Origin of the sequence: Rathayibacter sp. AY2B9 (assembly GCF_002931595.1) — a bacterium.
In the GTDB taxonomy this organism is placed as follows: Bacteria; Actinomycetota; Actinomycetes; order Actinomycetales; family Microbacteriaceae; genus Rathayibacter.
In genome coordinates, this window is sequence record NZ_PSUB01000009.1 from 61004 (window position 1) to 78635 (window position 17632).

Consider the following 17632-nt stretch of genomic DNA (forward strand, 5'->3'; position numbering starts at 1 on the left):
GCCCGCGGGAAACGTAGACTCGCACGGTGAAGGTTCTGGCGGCGATGAGCGGTGGAGTGGACTCGGCCGTGGCCGCGGCCCGCGCGGTGGAGGCGGGGCACGACGTGGTGGGCGTGCACCTCGCCCTGAGCAGGATGCCCGGCACGCTTCGCACGGGCAGCCGGGGGTGCTGCACGATCGAGGACTCGATGGACGCGCAGCGCGCCGCGAACGTCCTCGGCATCCCGTACTACGTGTGGGACTTCTCCGAGCGGTTCAAGCTGGACGTCGTCGACGACTTCGTCGCCGAGTACTCGGCGGGCCGCACCCCGAACCCCTGCATGCGCTGCAACGAGCGGATCAAGTTCGCCGCCCTGCTCGAGAAGGCTCTCGACCTCGGCTTCGACGCGGTCTGCACCGGCCACTACGCCTCCCTCCGCACCGCCGCCGACGGCTCCCCGGAGCTCCACCGCGCGAGCGACGAGGCGAAGGACCAGTCCTACGTCCTCGGCGTGCTGACGGAGCAGCAGCTGCGGCACTCGATGTTCCCGCTCGGCTCCACGCCGTCCAAGGCGATCGTGCGCGCGGAGGCGGCCGAGCGGCGCCTCAGCGTCGCGAGCAAGCCCGACAGCTACGACATCTGCTTCATCCCCGACGGCGACACCCGCGGCTGGCTCGCCGAGCGCGTCGCCCCCGTGACCGGAGCGGTCGTCGATCGGGACGGCGCGGTGGTCGGCTCCCACGAGGGCGCTCACGGGTACACGGTGGGCCAGCGCCGGGGCCTGCATCTCGGCGTCCCCGCGCCCGACGGTCGGCCGCGCTTCGTCCTGGAGGTGCGGCCGGTGAGCAACGAGGTCGTCGTCGGTCCGCGCGAAGCGCTGCGCATCGGCGAGATCGCCGGCGAGCGGTTCACCTGGGCGGGCGCCGCTCCCGAGGACGCGGACGCGCCCTTCCGCTGCGACGTCCAGATCCGCGCGCACGCCGACCCGGTCCCCGCCTCCGCGATGGTGTCGCACGTCGATGGCAGGGTGGAGCTCGTGATCACTCCGGACTCGCCGCTCGACGGCGTCGCCCCCGGCCAGACGGCCGTCGTCTACCTCGGCACCCGCGTGCTGGGCCAGTGCACGATCGACCGCACGGTCACGGCCGACGCCGCGGTGCTCCGGTGAGCGCCGTCGAGCCCGCCGCCCGCGTCGAGGAACTGCGGGCGCGGATCCGGTCGGCGAGCGACGACTACTACGCGGCCGACTCCTCGCCGCTGTCCGACGCCGAGTACGACGCCCTGGTGCGCGAGCTCGCCGCGCTCGAGGCCGAGCACCCCGAGCTCGCCGCCGAGGACTCGCCGACGCGGACCGTCGGCGGGATCGTCGGAGCGGGCCTCGCCCCGATCGACCACGCCGAGCGGATGCTCTCCCTCGACAACGTGTTCTCGGCCGAGGAGCTGCGCGAGTGGTGCGAGAAGACGGTGGCCTCGGCCGACCGCCCCGTCGCCTGGCTCACGGAGCTCAAGATCGACGGGCTCGCGATCTCCCTCCACTACGAGGACGGCCGCCTCGTCACGGCGGCGACCCGGGGCGACGGCCGCACCGGCGAGGACGTCACCGTCAACGCCCTCCGCGTCGCGGGCATCCCCGAGCGCCTCTCCGGCGAGGGCCACCCGGCACTGGTCGAGGTCCGCGGCGAGGTCTTCATCCCCGTGGCCGCCTTCGCCGAGCTGAACGCCCTCCAGGAGACGCTGCGCGACGAGGCGGTCGAGGAGGCGCGGACCCGCTGGTCGTCCCGCCCGCCCGCCACCCGAGGCGTCTTCGAGGAGGAGAAGGCGCGCACGAGCGCGCTGCGGCGCTTCCCGACCTTCGCCAACCCGCGGAACGCGGCGAGCGGCGGCCTCCGCCAGCAGCTCGACAAGAAGTCGGGTCTCGACCTGCGCGCCGGCGAGGCGCGCGTCGGCTCCCTCGCGCTCTACGTGCACGGCATCGGCGCCTGGCCGGACCCGCCTGTCGCGACCCAGTCCGAGGTCTACGGGCTCCTCTCCTCCTGGGGACTGCCGGTCAGCGGCCACAACCGCGTCTCGGCCTCGGTGGAGGAGGTGCTCGCCTTCGTCGAGCGCTACGGCCGCGAGCGGCACTCGGTCGAGCACGAGATCGACGGCGTGGTCGTGAAGGTGGACGAGCTCGAGCTGCACGACGAGCTCGGCGCCACCAGCCGGGCGCCGCGCTGGGCGATCGCCTACAAGTACCCGCCCGAGGAGGTCCACACGAAGCTCCTCGACATCGTGGTGAGCGTCGGGCGCACCGGCCGCGCGACACCGTTCGCCCAGATGACCAAGGTGAAGGTCGCGGGGTCCGAGGTGCGCCAGGCCACGCTGCACAACGCCGACGTGGTGAAGGCCAAGGGCGTGCTCATCGGCGACACGGTCGTGCTGCGGAAGGCCGGGGACGTCATCCCCGAGGTGCTCGGCCCGGTGGTGGAGCTCCGCGACGGCTCCGAGCGCGAGTTCGTGATGCCGACGCAGTGCCCCGAGTGCGGCACCACGCTCGCTCCGGCCAAGGAGGGCGACGTCGACCTGCGCTGCCCCAACGCGGAGTCCTGCCCCGCGCAGGTCCGCGGGCGCGTCGAGCACATCGGCAGCCGCGGCGCGCTCGACATCGAGGCGCTCGGCGAGGTCAGCGCCGCCGCCCTGACCCAGCCCCTGGTGCCCGCCGAGCCGCCGCTGCGGACCGAGGCCGGCCTGTTCGAGCTCACGGTGGCCGATCTCTTCCCGATCGAGGTCGTCGTCCGCGACTCCGAGACGGGTCTGCAGAAGCTCGACGCGAAGGGCGATCCGAAGGTCGTCACGCCCTTCAAGCGCAAGCGGCAGCTCGCCAAGGACGGCGCCTTCGACCCGGAGGCGGGAGCCTTCGCGGGGGACGCCGCCTCCGTGCCCTCCACCAACGCCCTCCGGCTGATCGAGAACATCGAGCGGGCGAAGACCAAGGAGCTGTGGCGCCTGCTGGTCTCGCTCAGCATCCGGCACGTCGGCCCGGTCGCCGCGCGTGCGCTGGCGGGCTACTTCGGCTCGCTCGACGCGATCCGCGGGGCGAGCCGCGACGAGCTCGCCGCGGTCGACGGGGTGGGCGGGATCATCGCCGACGCCCTGATCGCCTGGTTCGAGGTCGACTGGCACGTCGAGATCGTCGACCGCTGGGCCGCGGCCGGAGTGCGCTTCGCCACGCCCGGCCACCCCGGTCCCGGTGCCGCGGACGCCGCCGGCGGGGTGCTCGCGGGTCTCACGGTCGTGGCGACCGGCAGCCTGGAGGGGTACTCCCGCGAGGGGGCGCAGGAGGCCATCCTCGCGGCCGGCGGCAAGGCCGGCTCGAGCGTCTCCAAGAAGACCGACTACGTCGCCGCCGGTCCCGGCGCCGGCAGCAAGCTCGGCAAGGCCGAGGCCCTGGGGCTCCGGATCATCACCGCGGCCGAGTTCCACCTCCTGGTGACGGAGGGACCGGACGCGATCGCGCTGCCGGAGGAGGCGTCCGCCGACGCTCCGGAGGAGGCCGCCGCCGGCCCGGACGGGGACGTCGCCGGCGCATCGCGCTCCGACGCCTCGCCGGAGGACGACGCCGTGCCGGAGACCGACGCCGTCCCGGACGCGGCCGCCCCGAGCACGGAGGAGCCGACCGGGCCCGATGCCTGACGCGGGCGGCGGGGAGCGGCGTGCGTTCCTGCGCCGCTCCCTCGCCGACGCAGCGTCGCTCGCGCTCGACGCCGCGGTTAGGCCCACCCCCGCCGAGCGCCGGACCGCCGAGGTGCTAGGCCGGATCGACCACCTGGTCGTGCTCTCCTTCGCCGGCCGCAGCCGCGACCAGGTCCTCGGCGCGCTCGACGATCCGGACGGTCCGGTGTTCACCGGTGATACGGACGCCGTGATGACCGCGCCCGGCCCGGACGATCCTCCGGGCGCGCGCTTCGCCCCCGAGATGCTGCCGGTGCACGCGCTCCTCGCCACGGCCTTCGCCCGGGCCGACCACTGGCGCGCCGACGGCCGCGATCCGCTGCCGGCGGCCCTGCGCGCGGCCCGGGAGACCGGCACCGGCTGGGCTCTCGCGGTCGACGAGCGGCAGGGCGTCTCGACCACGCTCCTCGCCGATCCGGAGTGGCCCCACCGCGACCCGGGCGCCGCCGGCTCCCGCGGCGGGCGCCTCCTTCCCATCGACGCGCTGGCCGCCGAGGCCGCAGCCGGCACCCTGCCTCCGCTCGTCCTGGTCGAGCCGCGGTCCCTCGTCGATCCGGCCGACTTCGCCGACGCCGCAGCCGCCGGCACCGATCGATCCGCCGATGCGCGCCTCGCGGAGCAGCTGCTGCACGTCGTGTTCGACGCCGTCCGCGACGGGGAGCGGGCGGGGCGGCGGATGCTGCTCCTCGTCACCGCGCGGGGGAGCGCGGAGCGGCCCGGCACGGTGCCGGCGCTCGTGCTCGCCTCGGCCGTCCCCTCGGGTGCACGGATCGGCGTGCCGCTCGATCCGGAGACTCCCGCGCAGCTCGTCCGCGCCCGGGCGGGCGGGCGCCGGGCCCTCGTCGATCCGCAGGTCCGAGAGCTGGCCGCACTCCTCGGCGGTCCCGACCGGTCCCTCGCGCGCTGGCCCCGCACGGCGCCGGCGTTCGCGCCGCCCGCGCCGGTCGGGCGGCGCCTCCGCGACGCGGCCCGCCGCGCGCACGTCGACCCCGAGCCGGAGGCCGGACTGCTCGCCCGCGTTCGAGCCGCCGTCCCGGGCGCGTCGCTACACTCCGAGCAGGCGCAGGCGGCGCAGGAGAGGCGGCGGAGATGACCAGCGAGCGGACTCCCTCGGAGCACGACGACGGAGCTCCCCGCTCCCGCTCGCGCCGCCGCTTCCTGGCCGGCACCGCCGCCGCCGGAGTCGGAGCCGGAGCCCTCGCCGGCGGCGCGATCGGCGCGGCCGTCGCCTCCGGCCCCCGCCGCGAGGAGGAGCCGCGACTGCCCGCCCGCACGGAGCCGGGATTCGACCACGTCGTCGTGATCATGTTCGAGAACCGCTCCTTCGACAACGTCCTCGGCCGCCTCTACGGACCGGACGACCTGCCCGCGGGCGAGAGCTTCGAGGGCCTCCTCCCCGACGAGCGGACGAACACCAGCGCCGGGGGACTGACCGTCGGCACGCACGTCTACGGGGGCGCCACCGACTCCGTGATGCGCCAGCCCGACCCGGACCCGGGCGAGGAGTACCCGCACGTCAACACCCAGCTCTTCGGCACGGTGGATCCGCCCGAGAACGCCGGCCGCACCGTCGGTGCCATGACCGCGCCCTTCAACGCGCCCGCCGACGCCTCCGCCCCGACGATGAGCGGCTTCCTCGAGGACTACGTCCAGCACCTGAGGGTGATGAAGAAGGGGCAGGAGCCCACGGCGGAGGAGGCGCGGACGATCATGGGCGGCTTCTCGCCGGAGATGCTGCCCGTCTTCTCCACCCTCGCCCGCGAGTTCGCCGTCTTCGACCAGTGGTTCTGCGCCGTCCCCTCCCAGACCTTCTGCAACCGGTCCTTCCTGCACGCGTCGACCTCGCACGGCTTCGTCACCAACAAGCAGAGCGGCGGCTACGAGAAGTGGCTCGCGGACGACCTGGCCGACGCGCCGACGGTGTTCAACCGCCTCGAGGAGGCGGGGAGGACCTGGCGCGTCTACTTCGACGCACTGCAGGTGGTCTCCTACACCGGCTTCCTGCACGCGCCGGTGCTCGAGAAGTACTGGAAGACCCACTTCTCGACGATGGACCGCTTCTACGCCGACGTGGAGAACGGCGAGCTGCCCGACTACGCCTTCCTCGAGCCGCGGCTCGTCTTCGACCACAACGACATGCACCCGCCGACCGGCGTCCTCCACGAGGACGAGGTCGACGGCACGCCCGTCTACGACAGCGCGCTGTCCGACGTCCGCGCCGGCGAGCTGCTGCTGCACCAGGTGTACTCGGCGATCCGGGAGAGCGCGAGCACGACCGGCTCGAACGCGGTGAACACGCTCCTGCTGGCGACCTTCGACGAGCACGGCGGCCTCTACGACCACGTCCCCCCGCCGTCGGCGACTCCGCCGGGCGACGGCCGCGAGGGCGAGATGGGCTTCGCCTTCGACCGGCTCGGCTGCCGCGTGCCGGCGATCGCCGTCTCGGCGTACACGAGAGCCGGCACGATCGTGCACGACGAGCTGCACCACGGCGCGGTGATCCGGACCCTCAGCGCCCTGCACGGCCTCGAGCCGCTGACCGCTCGCGACGCCTCCGCCCCCGACCTCTTCGGGGTGCTGACGCTCGACGAGCCGCGGCAGATCGGCGACTGGCCGACCACGGTGCCGCAGTACCTGCCCCCGAACCCCGAGGCGGCACCGGCGCATCCGGCGCACGTGAACCGCGACAAGCCGCTGAGCCCGCCCGCCGTCGGCCTGATGGGCCTGCTGCTGGCCCGGTACGGCGAGCCCGGCGAGGACCTGCCGACCACCTACGAGGGGGCGTACAACGCACTCCTGAAGCACGGCTCCAGCCTCTTCGGCGGCTCCTGACGGGCGGGCGGCGCGGGCGGAGGCGGTGCGGGCGCGCCGAGTAGACTGGCGGCCGGAAATCCCCCCGAACCACCAGACGGAGACGCATGTCCGAGATCACGGCCGACACGGTCGCCCATCTGGCCCAGCTGGCCAGGATCGACCTCACTTCCGACGAGATCGGGAGCCTCACCAGGGAGCTCGGCCAGATCGTCGACTCCGTGCGCGCGGTCCAGGCCGTCGCCACGCCCGAGGTGCCGGCGACCAGCCACCCGATCCCGCTCGAGAACGTCTTCCGGCCCGACGTGGTCGGCGAGACCCTCACGCTCGAGCAGGCGCTCTCCGGCGCGCCCGAGCACGACGGCAGCCGCTTCCAGGTCTCCGCGATCCTGGGGGAGGAGCAGTGAGCGCGCACGGCGACGAGCTCGTCCGCCTCAGCGCGTCCGCCCTCTCCGAGAAGCTGGCCGACGGCTCGGTCTCCTCGGTCGAGGCCACCCGCGCCCACCTCGAGCGCATCGACGCGGTCGACGGAGCGGTCCACGCCTTCCTCCACGTCGCGCGCGAGGGCGCGGTCGCGTCCGCCGAGGCGATCGACCGCCGGCGGGCCGACGGCGAGTCGCTGCACCCCCTCGCCGGGGTGCCTCTCGCGGTCAAGGACGTCATCGTCACGAACGACATGCCGACCACGAGCGGCTCCCGCATCCTCGAGGGCTGGCGCCCGCCCTACGACGCGACCGTCATGCGCAAGGTGCGCGAGGCCGGGCTGGTCCCGATCGGCAAGACCAACATGGACGAGTTCGCGATGGGCTCGACCACCGAGCGCAGCGCCTACGGCCCCACCCACAACCCGTGGGACCTCGACCGCATCCCCGGCGGCTCCGGCGGCGGGTCCGCCGCGGCCGTCGCGAGCTACGAGGCGCCCCTGGCCCTCGGCTCCGACACCGGGGGATCGATCCGTCAGCCCGCGCACGTGACCGGCACCGTCGGCGTGAAGCCGACCTACGGCGGCGTGTCCCGCTACGGAGCGATCGCGCTCGCCTCGAGCCTCGACCAGATCGGCCCCGTCTCCCGGACGGTCCTCGACTCCGCGCTGCTGCACGACGTCATCGCGGGCCACGACCCGCGCGACTCGACGTCGCTGCGCGACTCCTGGCCCTCCTTCGCCGACGCGGTGCGCCGCGCCGACGTGACGGGCCTCCGGATCGGCGTGGTCAAGGAGCTCGACGGCGGCGAGGGCTTCCAGCCCGGCGTGCTGGCGCGCTTCCACGAGGCGCTCGAGATCCTGCAGGGCGCCGGAGCCGAGGTCGTCGAGGTGAGCCTCCCGAGCGTCGAGCACGCGGTCGCCGCCTACTACCTGATCCTCCCCGCGGAGGCCTCCAGCAACCTCGCCAAGTTCGACTCGGTCCGGTTCGGCCTCCGGGTCACGCCGGAGGGCGGCGGCACGGTCGAGCAGGTCATGTCCGCGACCCGCGAGCAGGGCTTCGGCCCCGAGGTCAAGCGCCGGATCATCCTCGGCACCTACGCCCTCTCGGCCGGCTACTACGACGCCTACTACGGCAGCGCGCAGAAGGTCCGGACCCTGGTGCAGCGGGACTTCGACGCGGCCTTCGCGGACGTCGACGTGATCGCCTCGCCGACGGCACCGACGACCGCCTACCGCCTCGGCGAGAAGCTCGACGACCCGCTGGCGATGTACCGCGGCGACGTCGCGACCATCCCGGCGAACCTGGCCGGCATCCCCGGCATCTCCGTCCCCGCCGGCCTCGCCGACGAGGACGGGCTGCCCGTCGGCATCCAGTTCCTCGCTCCCGCCCGGGAGGACGTGCGCCTCTACACCGTGGGCGCCGCGCTCGAGGCGCTGCTCGAGGAGAAGTGGGGCCGCCCGCTCCTCGCGCAGGCCCCCGACCTGACCCACTCCGTGCTCTCCGCGACCGAGGAAGGTGCCGTCTGATGGCCTCCGCGCACACGTCCGCTCCCGAGCTGATGGACTACGACGAGGTCTTCGAGACCTTCGAGCCGGTGCTCGGCTTCGAGGTGCACGTCGAGCTCAACACGAAGACCAAGATGTTCTCGGACGCGCCGAACGAGTTCGGGTCCGAGCCCAACACGAACGTGACCCCGGTCGACCTCGGCCTCCCGGGCTCGCTGCCGGTCGTGAACGAGCAGGCCGTCCGCTACTCGATCAGCCTCGGCCTCGCCCTGGGCTGCTCGATCGCCCCGTCCAGCCGCTTCGCGCGCAAGAACTACTTCTATCCGGACCTGGCGAAGAACTACCAGATCTCGCAGTTCGACGAGCCGATCGCCTTCGAGGGCTCGGTCGAGATCGAGCTGGCCGACGGCTCGCTCGTGCAGATCCCGATCGAGCGCGCGCACATGGAGGAGGACGCCGGCAAGCTCACGCACGTCGGCGGCGCCACCGGCCGCATCCAGGGCGCCGAGTACTCGCTCGTGGACTACAACCGCGCGGGGGTCCCGCTCGTCGAGATCGTCACGAAGCCGATCTACGGCGCGGGGAAGAGCGCGCCCGAATACGCGAAGGCCTACGTCGCGACGATCCGCGACATCGTGCTGGCGCTCGGCATCTCGGACGCCAAGATGGAGCGCGGCAACCTGCGCTGCGACGCGAACGTCTCGCTCCGCCCGATCGGCCAGGAGAAGCTCGGCACCCGCACCGAGACCAAGAACGTCAACTCGCTCCGCTCGGTCGAGCGCGCCGTCCGCTACGAGATCCAGCGCCAGGCGGCGATCCTCGCCGCGGGCGGCACGATCACGCAGGAGACGCGCCACTGGCACGAGGACACCGGCCGCACCTCCGCGGGCCGGCCCAAGAGCGACGCCGACGACTACCGCTACTTCCCGGAGCCCGACCTGCTCCCGGTCAAGCCGAGCCCGGAGTTGATCGAGGAGCTGCGCGCCGCGCTCCCCGAGAAGCCCGCCGACCGCCGTCGCCGCCTCAAGCAGGAGTGGGGCTTCACCGACCTCGAGTTCCAGGACGTCGCCAACAGCGGCCTGCTGGTCGAGATCACCGAGACCGTCTCCGCGGGAGCCGCTCCGCAGGCGGCCCGCAAGTGGTGGACCGGGGAGATCGCGCGCCTCGCGAACGCGGCGGGCGAGGACCCGGCCTCCCTGGTCACCCCGGCCCAGGTCGCCGAGCTCGCCGGTCTGATCGAGAGCGGCACGCTGACCGACCGCCTCGCCCGCGAGGTCCTCCAGGGCGTCATCGCCGGAGAGGGCACCCCGCAGGAGGTCGTCGACGCCCGGGGACTCGCGGTCGTCTCGGACGACGGAGCGCTCATCGAGGCGATCGACGCGGCACTGGCCTCGCAGCCCGACGTGCTCGCGAAGATCCGCGACGGCAAGGTGCAGGCCGCCGGTGCCGTGATCGGTGCCGTGATGAAGGCCATGAAGGGGCAGGCCGACGCTGCCCGCGTCCGCGAGCTCGTCCTGGAGCGCGCGGCCGGCTGAGCCGGTGCGCGGGGAGGTGCGGTCATGAGCGGTGGAACCGGCGACGCGCCCCTTCCCGCGCGGCTCGAGCTGCCGGCGGGCGCCCTCCTGCGTCCTCTCGTCTCGAGCGATGCGGACCTCCTGCACGCGGTGATCGGCGAGCAGCGACCGTGGCTCGCGGCTCTCCTCCGCGGGGACGATCCGGCCGCCCTGCCGTCGGCGTCCCTCGGCGACGACGTACGCGGTCTCCTGCGCCTCGAGGAGGAGTCGCGTGCGGGCAGAGCGCACGCGTTCCTGCTCGTCGGCCCGGACCGCACCGAGGCGCTGGGCGCTCTGAGCGTCCGGTCCGGCGGCGGCGACTCCGCCGAGGCCTCCTGGTGGGTCGTCCCCGCCGTCCGGGGCTCGCGGCTCGAGGAGGAGCTCGACGCCTACGCGCGCCGCTGGCTCCAGCAGCACTGGCCCTTCGACACGGTCACCACGCCCGACAACCACCCCGACGATCCCGCCTCCCTGGCTGGGGCGAACATCGTGGCGCTCGTGCCCGTCGCGCCGGAGCGCACGGCCCTCCCCGACATTGACCCCGCCTCGGCAGCGCTCCTCTGGGCGGAGTACCGCTCCGCGCATCCGGGAGTCGACGAGGCGCTCCCCCCGGTCGAGGCGTTCGGCGACAGCACGGCGATGGCGGACGAGCTGCTGGGCCTCGTGCGGCGCGGAGTGAAGACGGCCACGGCGTCCCTCGCCGAGGAGGGGGCACCCGTCGCGGGCGACCACTGGATCGTCTGCGACGGCGCGGGAGCGGCGCGTGTCGTCCTCGTGACGGACGAGGTTCGGACCGGTCCGCTCGACTCCGTCGACGACGCGTTCGCCTGGGCCGAGGGCGAGGGGGACCGCACGCGCGCCTCCTGGCTCGACGGCCACCGCCGCTACTTCGCCCGCGTCTCACCGGGCGGCATCGGCGACGTGGTCTTCGAGCGCTTCCACGTGGTCTGGCCGGAGGCCGACGCCGAGCGCGCCGCCGCCTTCGCCCGCTCGGTCGGAGCGTTCCGGCCCGAGGAGCTCGACGGGACTCCCGCGCAGACCTAGGGGGTTTCCCGGATGCCCCGCTCAGGCGCCCTGCGCCAGAGTGGAGTCATGGCTACTCTCGTGCGCCCCCGTCGGGGCAGGATCATCGCCGGCGTCTGTGCCGGTCTCGCCCGCCGATTCGGCTGGAGCCCCTTCGTGGTGCGTCTCCTGTTCGTGCTCTCGTGCCTCCTCCCGGGGCCGCAGATCATCGCCTACCTCGTGATGTGGGTGGTCATCCCGAAGCAGAAGTGACCGAGGCCTCCGCTCCGAGCAGCCTCTGAGAGAACGCTCAGCACCCGGAGCGGTGAGAGGCCTACGGTGGCGGTGTGCGTCCGTCGGGCGCCGAGGAGGAGATCATGGGATTCCTGGACCGACTGCTGGGCCGCGACGAGCAGCCCGAGAGCGCACGCCGCTCGACGTACGCGCCGCCGCAGGCCGCGGACCGCAGGCCCGAGTACGGCTCCCCTCCGGCGACGTCTCCGCGCACCGACGATGAGCGTGCCATCGAGCGCTACCGCTACCTCCTCCGCACCGCGCCGCCCGAGGCGATCGAGCAGGTGCACCGCGAGGCCTTCGAGCAGCTGACCCCGGAGCAGCGCCAGCAGGTCTTCCGAGAGCTCAGCGAGGGGGCCCCCGTCGGCGACGCGCCGAAGGACGACGACCCCCGCACGCTCGCCCAGTCCGCCACGCGGAGCGAGCTGCGCCAGCCCGGATTCATGGAGCGGCGCTTCTCCGGCGGCGGAGGCATGGGCTTCGGCGGCGTCCTCGCCTCCTCGATGCTCGGCACGATCGCCGGGTTCGCGATCGGCTCGGCCATCGCGGGCGCGTTCCTCCCCGATGCGGGAGGCGACTACGCCGGCGGTGACGGCGGGGGAGACGCCTCGGCCGACGGCGGAGCGGATGCGGGAGGTGCGGACGCCTCCGGTGCGGACGCCGGAGACGGCGGCGGCTGGGGCGACTCCGGCGGCGGCGACTTCGGTGGCGGAGGCGACTTCGGCGGGGGCGGCGACTTCGGAGGCGGCGACTTCGGAGGCGGCGACTTCGGCTTCTAGCCTCGTTGCAGAGGGCCCCCGATCACGGACAGTGGTCGGGGGCCCTCGCTCGTTCCGGGCTAGTCCTCGTCGGTCAGCATGGCCTTCACCTGGCGGCGGAGGACCTTGCCGATCATGCTCCGCGGCAGCTCGTCGACGACGGTGATCCGCTTGGGCACCTTGTAGGGGGTCAGCGCCTCCCGGACGGCCTTGCGGGCGGCTGCGACGTCGAGCTGCGCGCCCGGCTCCAGGACGACCGCCGCCGCCACGGACTCGCCGCTGCGCGGATCGGGCAGGCCGACCACCGCCACCTCCTTGATCTCGGGCAGGCGGAGCAGCACCTCCTCCACCTCGGACGGCGAGACGTTGAAGCCGCCCGTGATCACGAGCTCCTTGATCCGGTCGACGATGCGCACGAAGCCGTCCTCGTCGATCGTCGCGATGTCGCCGGTGCGGAACCAGCCGTCGCCGGTGAAGGTCGCCGCCGTCTCGTCGGGCTTGCGGTGGTAGCCCCGGAACACCTGCGGACCGCGCACGACCAGCTCGCCCTGCTCGCCGGTCGCCACCTCCGTGTCGGGATCCTCGGGATCGACGATCCGCACGTCGGTGCCGGGAAGCGGGAGCCCGACCGTCCCGGCGCGTCGCGTCGGACCGACCGGGTTCGCCATGAGGACCGGAGAGGTCTCCGAGAGGCCGTAGCCCTCGACGAGCGTGCCTCCGGTCAGCGCCTCGAACGACTCGACCAGCGCCGGGTCGAGCGGCATCGCGCCGGAGATGGCGATCTCGATGCCGCGGAGGGAGACGCCCCGCTGCTGCGCGCTGCGCGCCAGGCGCTCCGCGATCGGCGGAACGGCCGGGAGGAAGGTGGCGGGGTGCTTCTTGACGACCTTCAGCACCAGCTCCGGGTCGAACTTCGGGAACAGCACCAGGCGCGCGCCCATGCTCATCGCGAAGGTGAGGCAGAGCGTCAGCCCGTAGGCGTGGAACATGGGGAGCACCGCGTAGACCACGCAGTCGCCACGGCGGACCGTTGGCACCCAGGCGCGCGACTGGGCGGCGTTCGCCGTCAGATTCACGTGGGTCAGCTCGGCGCCCTTGGGCGTGCCGGTCGTGCCGCTCGTGTACTGGATGACCGCGAGGTCCTTCGCGACCGGGCGCGGGTGCGCCGGGTCGATCCGCCGCCTCAGCAGCGACTCCCACTCGATCGCACCGCGGACCGGCCCGGTCAGCGCGGCGCGCGACTCCCGGGCCTTCTTCAGCGGCAGGCGGAGGGCTGCGCGCATCGAGGCGGGCATCGCGCGGGTGAGGTCGACGGCGACGACGGTCTCGACGCCGAGATCGGCCGGGAGGTCCTGCACCGTCGGCACGACGCGGTTCCAGGCGATCGCGACACGAGCGCCGTGGTCCTCGAACTGGTGGCGCAGCTCGCGCGGGGTGTAGAGCGGGTTGTGCTCGACCACCACGGCGCCGAGCCGGAGGACGGCGTAGAAGGCGACGACGTGCTGCGGGCAGTTCGGGAGGACGAGGGCGACAGGATCGCCCGCGCGGACGCCCAGGCGGCGGAGGCCCTCGGCGGCCCGCTCCACCTCGTCGGCGAGCTGGGAGTAGCTGGTCGAACGGCCGAAGAACTCGAGCGCGACCTGGTGGGGATAGCGCTCGGCCGACTCGGTGACGATGTCGACGAGCGAGCCGGTCGGGAGCTCGAGCTCCGTCGGCACGCCGGGCGCGTAGCTGCGGATCCAGGGGCGGGGCGGGTGGGTGCTCACCCGCCCCACTCTAGGAGGAGGTGCCGGGGCTCAGGCTCCCTGAGCCACCGCGTCCTCGATCGGGGTGGGACCGGAGACGATCTCCCACGTCTTCGCGATGGAGGTCGGCTGCGCCAGGGCGGCGATCACCGTCGCGGCGACGTCCGCTCGCGGGATGCTCCCCTTCTCGACGGAGGTGCCGAGCGTGATCGTGCCGGTGCCCTCGTCGTCCGTCAGCCCGCCCGGGCGGAGGATCGTGTAGTCGAGGCCGGAGTCGCGCAGTGCCGCGTCGGCGTCGCGCTTGGCCTCGACGTAGGCCTTCCAGCCCTCCTCCGTGTCCTCGGGGAGCGGCTCGTCCACACCGATCGCACTGACCTGCACGAAGTGCTGGACCCCGACGATCGCGGCGGCCTTCTGGCTGAGGACGGACGCCCCCAGGTCGACGGTGCGCTTGCGCTCCGGGCCCGAGTCGGGTCCGGCTCCGGCGGTGAAGACCATGCCGTCGACGTGGCCCAGCGCCTCGGCGAAGGCCTCGGGCGTCGTGTCCTCGAGGTCGTGCACGAGCGGCTCGCCGCCCAGCCGGACGATGTCCTCGGCGTGATCGGGGTTGCGGATCACTCCGACCGACTCGTGGCCGGCGTCGTAGAGCAGGTGCAGGATCTGCTGCCCCACCTTGCCGTGGGCTCCGATGACGGCGATGCGTGTCATGGACGTTCCTCTCCTCGTCGGGGCGGGTCGCCCCGTGTTCGTGGTCCCCTCCATCCTGCCGCGGCGACCCTGGACGCCCCCAGGCCTTGACGGCGTCCGGGCACCGGGCAGTCAGGCGGCGAGGCGGTCGTCGCGTCCGGTGATGGCGAGCAGGCGGCTCTGGAGGGAGGCGGCGTCGTCGACCGGCACGGGCGCGGCGTAGAGGCCGCTCGCGCGCAGGGTCTCCTCCTGGGGTGCGAAGAGCTCCCAGACCGCTGCGACGAGCTCCTCGTCCAGCCGGTCGTCGCTGCCGGTCGCGCGGGCGAGGTCCCAGGCGTGGACGGTCACATCGGCCGTCTGCTCCTGCAGCAGTTCGACGGCGCTGACGGTGTCGCGCCCCAGCTGCACGGTCGCGGCCGGGTCGACGGTGCGGACAGCGTCGCGCAGGCGGTCGGTCACGCGGCGCCACTCGCTCCTCAGATCGGTGGCGACGGACTCGAGGCGCAGCGCCGACTCGTCGCCCCCCGAGAGGAGCGTGTGCGCGCGCTGCTGCTCGCGGACGACGTGCAGCACCAGAGCGCGCGTGTCCCACTCGGTGTCGGGCGTGGGGGCCGACCAGTCCTCGACGGCGCTCAGCCGGAGCTCGAAGGCGCGGTGGGCGCGGTCCTGCAGATCGAGCCAGCGGCTCATCTCGGCGCCGGGGCCGGTCTCGGTGGCGGTGGGGGAGTCGGGCTGCTCGTGCGTCATGGTCTCTCCGGAGCGTCGTGGTGCTCGGGTCAACCGCGAGTGGTCGGCGCTCATTCCCGGCCGGCCCGGGCGCAGCGGCCGGGAAGCCGATGTCGGTGGTGGGTGCGATCATGTCCGGAGGTGTGGTCGAGCAGGACGGAGCGGCGTGAGCAAGCAGGACGGCACGGCGTGAGCGAGCAGGACGGCACCGCGTGAGCAAGCAGGACGGCACGGGGCGGCAGGTCACGACCGAGCCCTTCGACGACCCGCGCGCGAGCATCATGCACATCGACATGGACGCGTTCTTCGCCTCCGTCGAGCTGCTCGACCGGCCGGATCTGCGCGGGAGGCCGGTCATCGTGGGCCACCACGGAGCGCGCTCCGTCGTCACAGCGGCGACGTACGAGGCGCGCCGCTACGGCGTCAACTCGGCGATGCCCATGGCGGTCGCCCTCCGCCGCTGCCCGCAGGCCGTGGTCCTCGAGCCGCACATGGAGCGCTACCGCGAGGCCTCTCGCCGCGTCATGGCGATCTTCGACTCCTTCACGCCGCTGGTCGAGCGCCTGAGCATCGACGAGGCGTTCCTCGACGTCGCGGGTGCCCGCCGTATCTCGGGCTCACCGTTCGCGATCGGCACCGAGATCCGCCGCCGGGTGCACGCCGAGCTCGGGCTGACCTGCTCGGTCGGGATCGCCAGCACCAAGTTCGTCGCCAAGCTCGCCTCCGGCCGCTCCAAGCCCGACGGTCTGCTGGTCGTCCCCGCCGACGGCGTCCGCGAGTTCCTCGATCCGCTGCCCGTGAGCGCGCTGTGGGGAGTCGGCGCGAGCACGGAGGAGGCGCTTCTGCGCCGCGGTCTGCGCACCGTCGCCGACGTCGCGACCACGCCGCTGCCGTCGCTGGTGTCCGCCCTCGGCGAGGCGACCGGGAGGCGCCTGCACGCCCTGGCGAACGGGGTGGATCCCCGGCCGGTCGACACCCGCCAGATCGAGAAGAGCGCCGGACACGAGATCACGTTCGCCGACGACGTGGCCGACCCCGAGCTCGTCCGTCGTGAGCTGCTGCGGCTCTGCGACAAGGTCGCCGTGCGGATGCGCCGCTCGGGAGTGCGCTGCCGCACCGTCGCGGTGAAGGTGCGCTTCGGCGACTTCAGCACCCTCACCCGCTCCCGCACGCTCGTCGAGGCGACGGACGTGGCCCGGGTCCTCTACGAGGCCTCCTCCGCGCTGCTCGAGGCAGCCAACCCGATGCGGCGGCCCGTGCGGCTGATCGGCGTGCGCGGCGAGCAGCTCGTCGAGGGCGACGACGTCGCGTTCTCCCTGTGGAGCGACTCCGACGACTGGCGCGACGCGGAGCTCGCTGTCGACGGCGTGGCCGCCCGCTTCGGCTCCGGGGCCGTGCGTCCCGCCTCGCTCCTGTCCCGGTCGGCTCCCGAGTCGGCCAAGGGGATCGACCTCAGCGACACGCTCGCTACGCGGAACCGATCGTCAGACTGATCGGGCGGTGGTCGGAGCCGTTCGGCGGCAGGACCGCGACGGTCGCGGCGGTGACGCCGTCGGCGAGCGCGTGGTCGAGCGAGACGAGCGGCAGCAGGGACGGCCAGGTCGCCGGGAAGCCGACTCCACCCGTGCGGACGAGGCCCGCCTCCGCCAGCACCGGAGCGAACAGGTGGTCGTCCGTCGGCGTGTTGAAATCACCGATGACCAGTGTCCGCTCCGACTCGTCGTCTCGGAGAGCGGTGGCGAGGTTCGAGAGCATGGTGTCCCGCTCCTCGTGGTCGCCCGGCCGGAACGAGGCGAGGTGCACCACGAACAGGCGTGCGCTGCCGACCGGTGTGTCGACGTCGACGGCGAGCGCGCGCTCCCAGCCGAGACCGAGGTCGAGCGGCTCCTCGTCGGTCAGCTCGGTCCGGCTCCAGACGCCGACGGTGCTCGAGACGGACGAGTACGGGTACTCGTCGGCCAGCTCGGCGTCGACCGCGTCCACGGCGTCTCCGTCGAGCTCCTGCAGCGCGATCACGTCGGGGCCGCGGGCGGCGAGCGAGGCGGCGAGCCCGCCGGCGTCGCCGCTCGTCTCGATGTTCTGGCTGACGACGGTGAACGAGCCGGAGCGCACGGCCGGCGCCGGAAGCGCGACCGGCAGCACCAGCACGCCGTAGACCATCGCCAGCACGGTGACCGCGGCCGCCGTCCGGCGCGACCGGAGGGCCGCCGCGGCCGCGATGAGGAGCAGCACGAGGAGCCCCGTCCAGGGGATCCCGACCTCGAGGACCGACAGCCAGCCGATCGGATCGGGCAGTGCGCGGTGGAAGGCGAGGAAGGCGGCGAGCACGAGGCTCGCGACCGCCACCGCGGCCGAGCGCACGGGGCGGCGGCGGCGGGTGCGGGCGGACATCCGTCGATCATGGCAGCAGGTCCCCGGAGGTCCATGGACGAGTC

General features: G+C 73.6%; 15 protein-coding genes. 11 read left to right on the plus strand and 4 right to left on the minus strand.

Features of this window, described 5'->3' with window-relative positions:
* Nucleotides 1–26 precede the first annotated feature (26 nt).
* The 10 genes from mnmA to C5C25_RS10275 all read left to right on the plus strand — a co-directional run bounded on the left by mnmA (nt 27) and on the right by C5C25_RS10275 (nt 12060).
* The gene (gene mnmA, locus C5C25_RS10230; RefSeq protein ID WP_181133683.1) at nt 27–1148 is read left to right on the plus strand and encodes a tRNA 2-thiouridine(34) synthase MnmA; all 1122 of its coding nucleotides are present in this window, start codon (nt 27–29) and stop codon (nt 1146–1148) included.
* A complete protein-coding gene (gene ligA, locus C5C25_RS10235; RefSeq protein WP_104327707.1) occupies nt 1145–3652 on the plus strand; it encodes an NAD-dependent DNA ligase LigA in 2508 nt (835 codons plus the stop codon). Before mnmA ends, ligA begins: the two co-directional genes overlap by 4 nt.
* A complete protein-coding gene (locus C5C25_RS10240; RefSeq protein ID WP_104250545.1) occupies nt 3645–4784 on the plus strand; it encodes a hypothetical protein in 1140 nt (379 codons plus the stop codon). The genes ligA and C5C25_RS10240 overlap by 8 nt, the downstream gene beginning before the upstream one ends.
* Nucleotides 4781–6523, plus strand: a complete 1743-nt coding sequence (locus C5C25_RS10245) for an alkaline phosphatase family protein (RefSeq protein WP_104250546.1) — start codon at nt 4781–4783, stop codon at nt 6521–6523. Before C5C25_RS10240 ends, C5C25_RS10245 begins: the two co-directional genes overlap by 4 nt.
* Nucleotides 6524–6609: 86 nt before the next feature.
* Nucleotides 6610–6909, plus strand: coding sequence for an Asp-tRNA(Asn)/Glu-tRNA(Gln) amidotransferase subunit GatC (gene gatC, locus C5C25_RS10250; RefSeq protein ID WP_104226848.1), 300 nt, complete (start codon nt 6610–6612; stop codon nt 6907–6909).
* Nucleotides 6906–8453 (plus strand): Asp-tRNA(Asn)/Glu-tRNA(Gln) amidotransferase subunit GatA, encoded by a 1548-nt coding sequence (gatA, locus tag C5C25_RS10255; protein WP_104247609.1) that lies wholly within the window; start codon nt 6906–6908, stop codon nt 8451–8453. The genes gatC and gatA overlap by 4 nt, the downstream gene beginning before the upstream one ends.
* Nucleotides 8453–9967: an Asp-tRNA(Asn)/Glu-tRNA(Gln) amidotransferase subunit GatB gene (gene gatB, locus C5C25_RS10260; protein ID WP_104247608.1), complete on the plus strand. Its 1515-nt coding sequence runs from the start codon at nt 8453–8455 to the stop codon at nt 9965–9967. The genes gatA and gatB overlap by 1 nt, the downstream gene beginning before the upstream one ends.
* A gap of 24 nt (nt 9968–9991) precedes the next feature.
* Nucleotides 9992–11029: an ASCH domain-containing protein gene (locus C5C25_RS10265; protein WP_104250547.1), complete on the plus strand. Its 1038-nt coding sequence runs from the start codon at nt 9992–9994 to the stop codon at nt 11027–11029.
* 48 nt (nt 11030–11077) lie between these two features.
* Nucleotides 11078–11260, plus strand: coding sequence for a PspC domain-containing protein (locus C5C25_RS10270; protein ID WP_104223873.1), 183 nt, complete (start codon nt 11078–11080; stop codon nt 11258–11260).
* Between the two features lie 104 nt (nt 11261–11364).
* Nucleotides 11365–12060 (plus strand): hypothetical protein, encoded by a 696-nt coding sequence (locus C5C25_RS10275; protein WP_104250582.1) that lies wholly within the window; start codon nt 11365–11367, stop codon nt 12058–12060.
* Nucleotides 12061–12119: 59 nt separating this feature from the next.
* Here C5C25_RS10275 and C5C25_RS10280 read toward each other — a convergent pair whose 3' ends face one another.
* The 3 genes from C5C25_RS10280 to C5C25_RS10290 form a co-directional block, all read right to left on the minus strand.
* Nucleotides 12120–13805, minus strand: a complete 1686-nt coding sequence (locus C5C25_RS10280; protein ID WP_104250583.1) for a long-chain-fatty-acid--CoA ligase — start codon at nt 13803–13805, stop codon at nt 12120–12122.
* Nucleotides 13806–13835: 30 nt separating this feature from the next.
* Nucleotides 13836–14492 (minus strand): SDR family oxidoreductase, encoded by a 657-nt coding sequence (locus C5C25_RS10285; RefSeq protein ID WP_104223727.1) that lies wholly within the window; start codon nt 14490–14492, stop codon nt 13836–13838.
* 111 nt (nt 14493–14603) lie between these two features.
* Nucleotides 14604–15218 (minus strand): TIGR03086 family metal-binding protein, encoded by a 615-nt coding sequence (locus tag C5C25_RS10290; protein ID WP_258062280.1) that lies wholly within the window; start codon nt 15216–15218, stop codon nt 14604–14606.
* A 191-nt stretch (nt 15219–15409) separates the two neighbouring features.
* Here C5C25_RS10290 and dinB point away from each other — a divergent pair, with 191 nt between their 5' ends.
* The gene (dinB, locus tag C5C25_RS10295) at nt 15410–16690 is read left to right on the plus strand and encodes a DNA polymerase IV (RefSeq protein ID WP_104226745.1); all 1281 of its coding nucleotides are present in this window, start codon (nt 15410–15412) and stop codon (nt 16688–16690) included.
* Here the strand turns inward: dinB and C5C25_RS10300 are convergent.
* The gene (locus tag C5C25_RS10300) at nt 16665–17588 is read right to left on the minus strand and encodes an endonuclease/exonuclease/phosphatase family protein (RefSeq protein WP_104250548.1); all 924 of its coding nucleotides are present in this window, start codon (nt 17586–17588) and stop codon (nt 16665–16667) included. The two genes, dinB and C5C25_RS10300, sit on opposite strands and share 26 nt — an antisense overlap.
* Nucleotides 17589–17632 lie beyond the last annotated feature (44 nt).

Coding starts and splice junctions, on each gene's coding strand:
- C5C25_RS10265 (WP_104250547.1), top strand. CDS start 9,992: ATGAGCGGTGGAACCGGCGACGCGCCCCTTCCCGCGCGGCTCGAGCTG.
- gatC (WP_104226848.1), top strand. CDS start 6,610: ATGTCCGAGATCACGGCCGACACGGTCGCCCATCTGGCCCAGCTGGCC.
- C5C25_RS10240 (WP_104250545.1), top strand. CDS start 3,645: ATGCCTGACGCGGGCGGCGGGGAGCGGCGTGCGTTCCTGCGCCGCTCC.
- gatB (WP_104247608.1), top strand. CDS start 8,453: ATGGCCTCCGCGCACACGTCCGCTCCCGAGCTGATGGACTACGACGAG.
- C5C25_RS10285 (WP_104223727.1), bottom strand. CDS start 14,492: ATGACACGCATCGCCGTCATCGGAGCCCACGGCAAGGTGGGGCAGCAG.
- C5C25_RS10300 (WP_104250548.1), bottom strand. CDS start 17,588: ATGTCCGCCCGCACCCGCCGCCGCCGCCCCGTGCGCTCGGCCGCGGTG.
- C5C25_RS10245 (WP_104250546.1), top strand. CDS start 4,781: ATGACCAGCGAGCGGACTCCCTCGGAGCACGACGACGGAGCTCCCCGC.
- C5C25_RS10270 (WP_104223873.1), top strand. CDS start 11,078: ATGGCTACTCTCGTGCGCCCCCGTCGGGGCAGGATCATCGCCGGCGTC.
- C5C25_RS10275 (WP_104250582.1), top strand. CDS start 11,365: ATGGGATTCCTGGACCGACTGCTGGGCCGCGACGAGCAGCCCGAGAGC.
- C5C25_RS10290 (WP_258062280.1), bottom strand. CDS start 15,218: ATGACGCACGAGCAGCCCGACTCCCCCACCGCCACCGAGACCGGCCCC.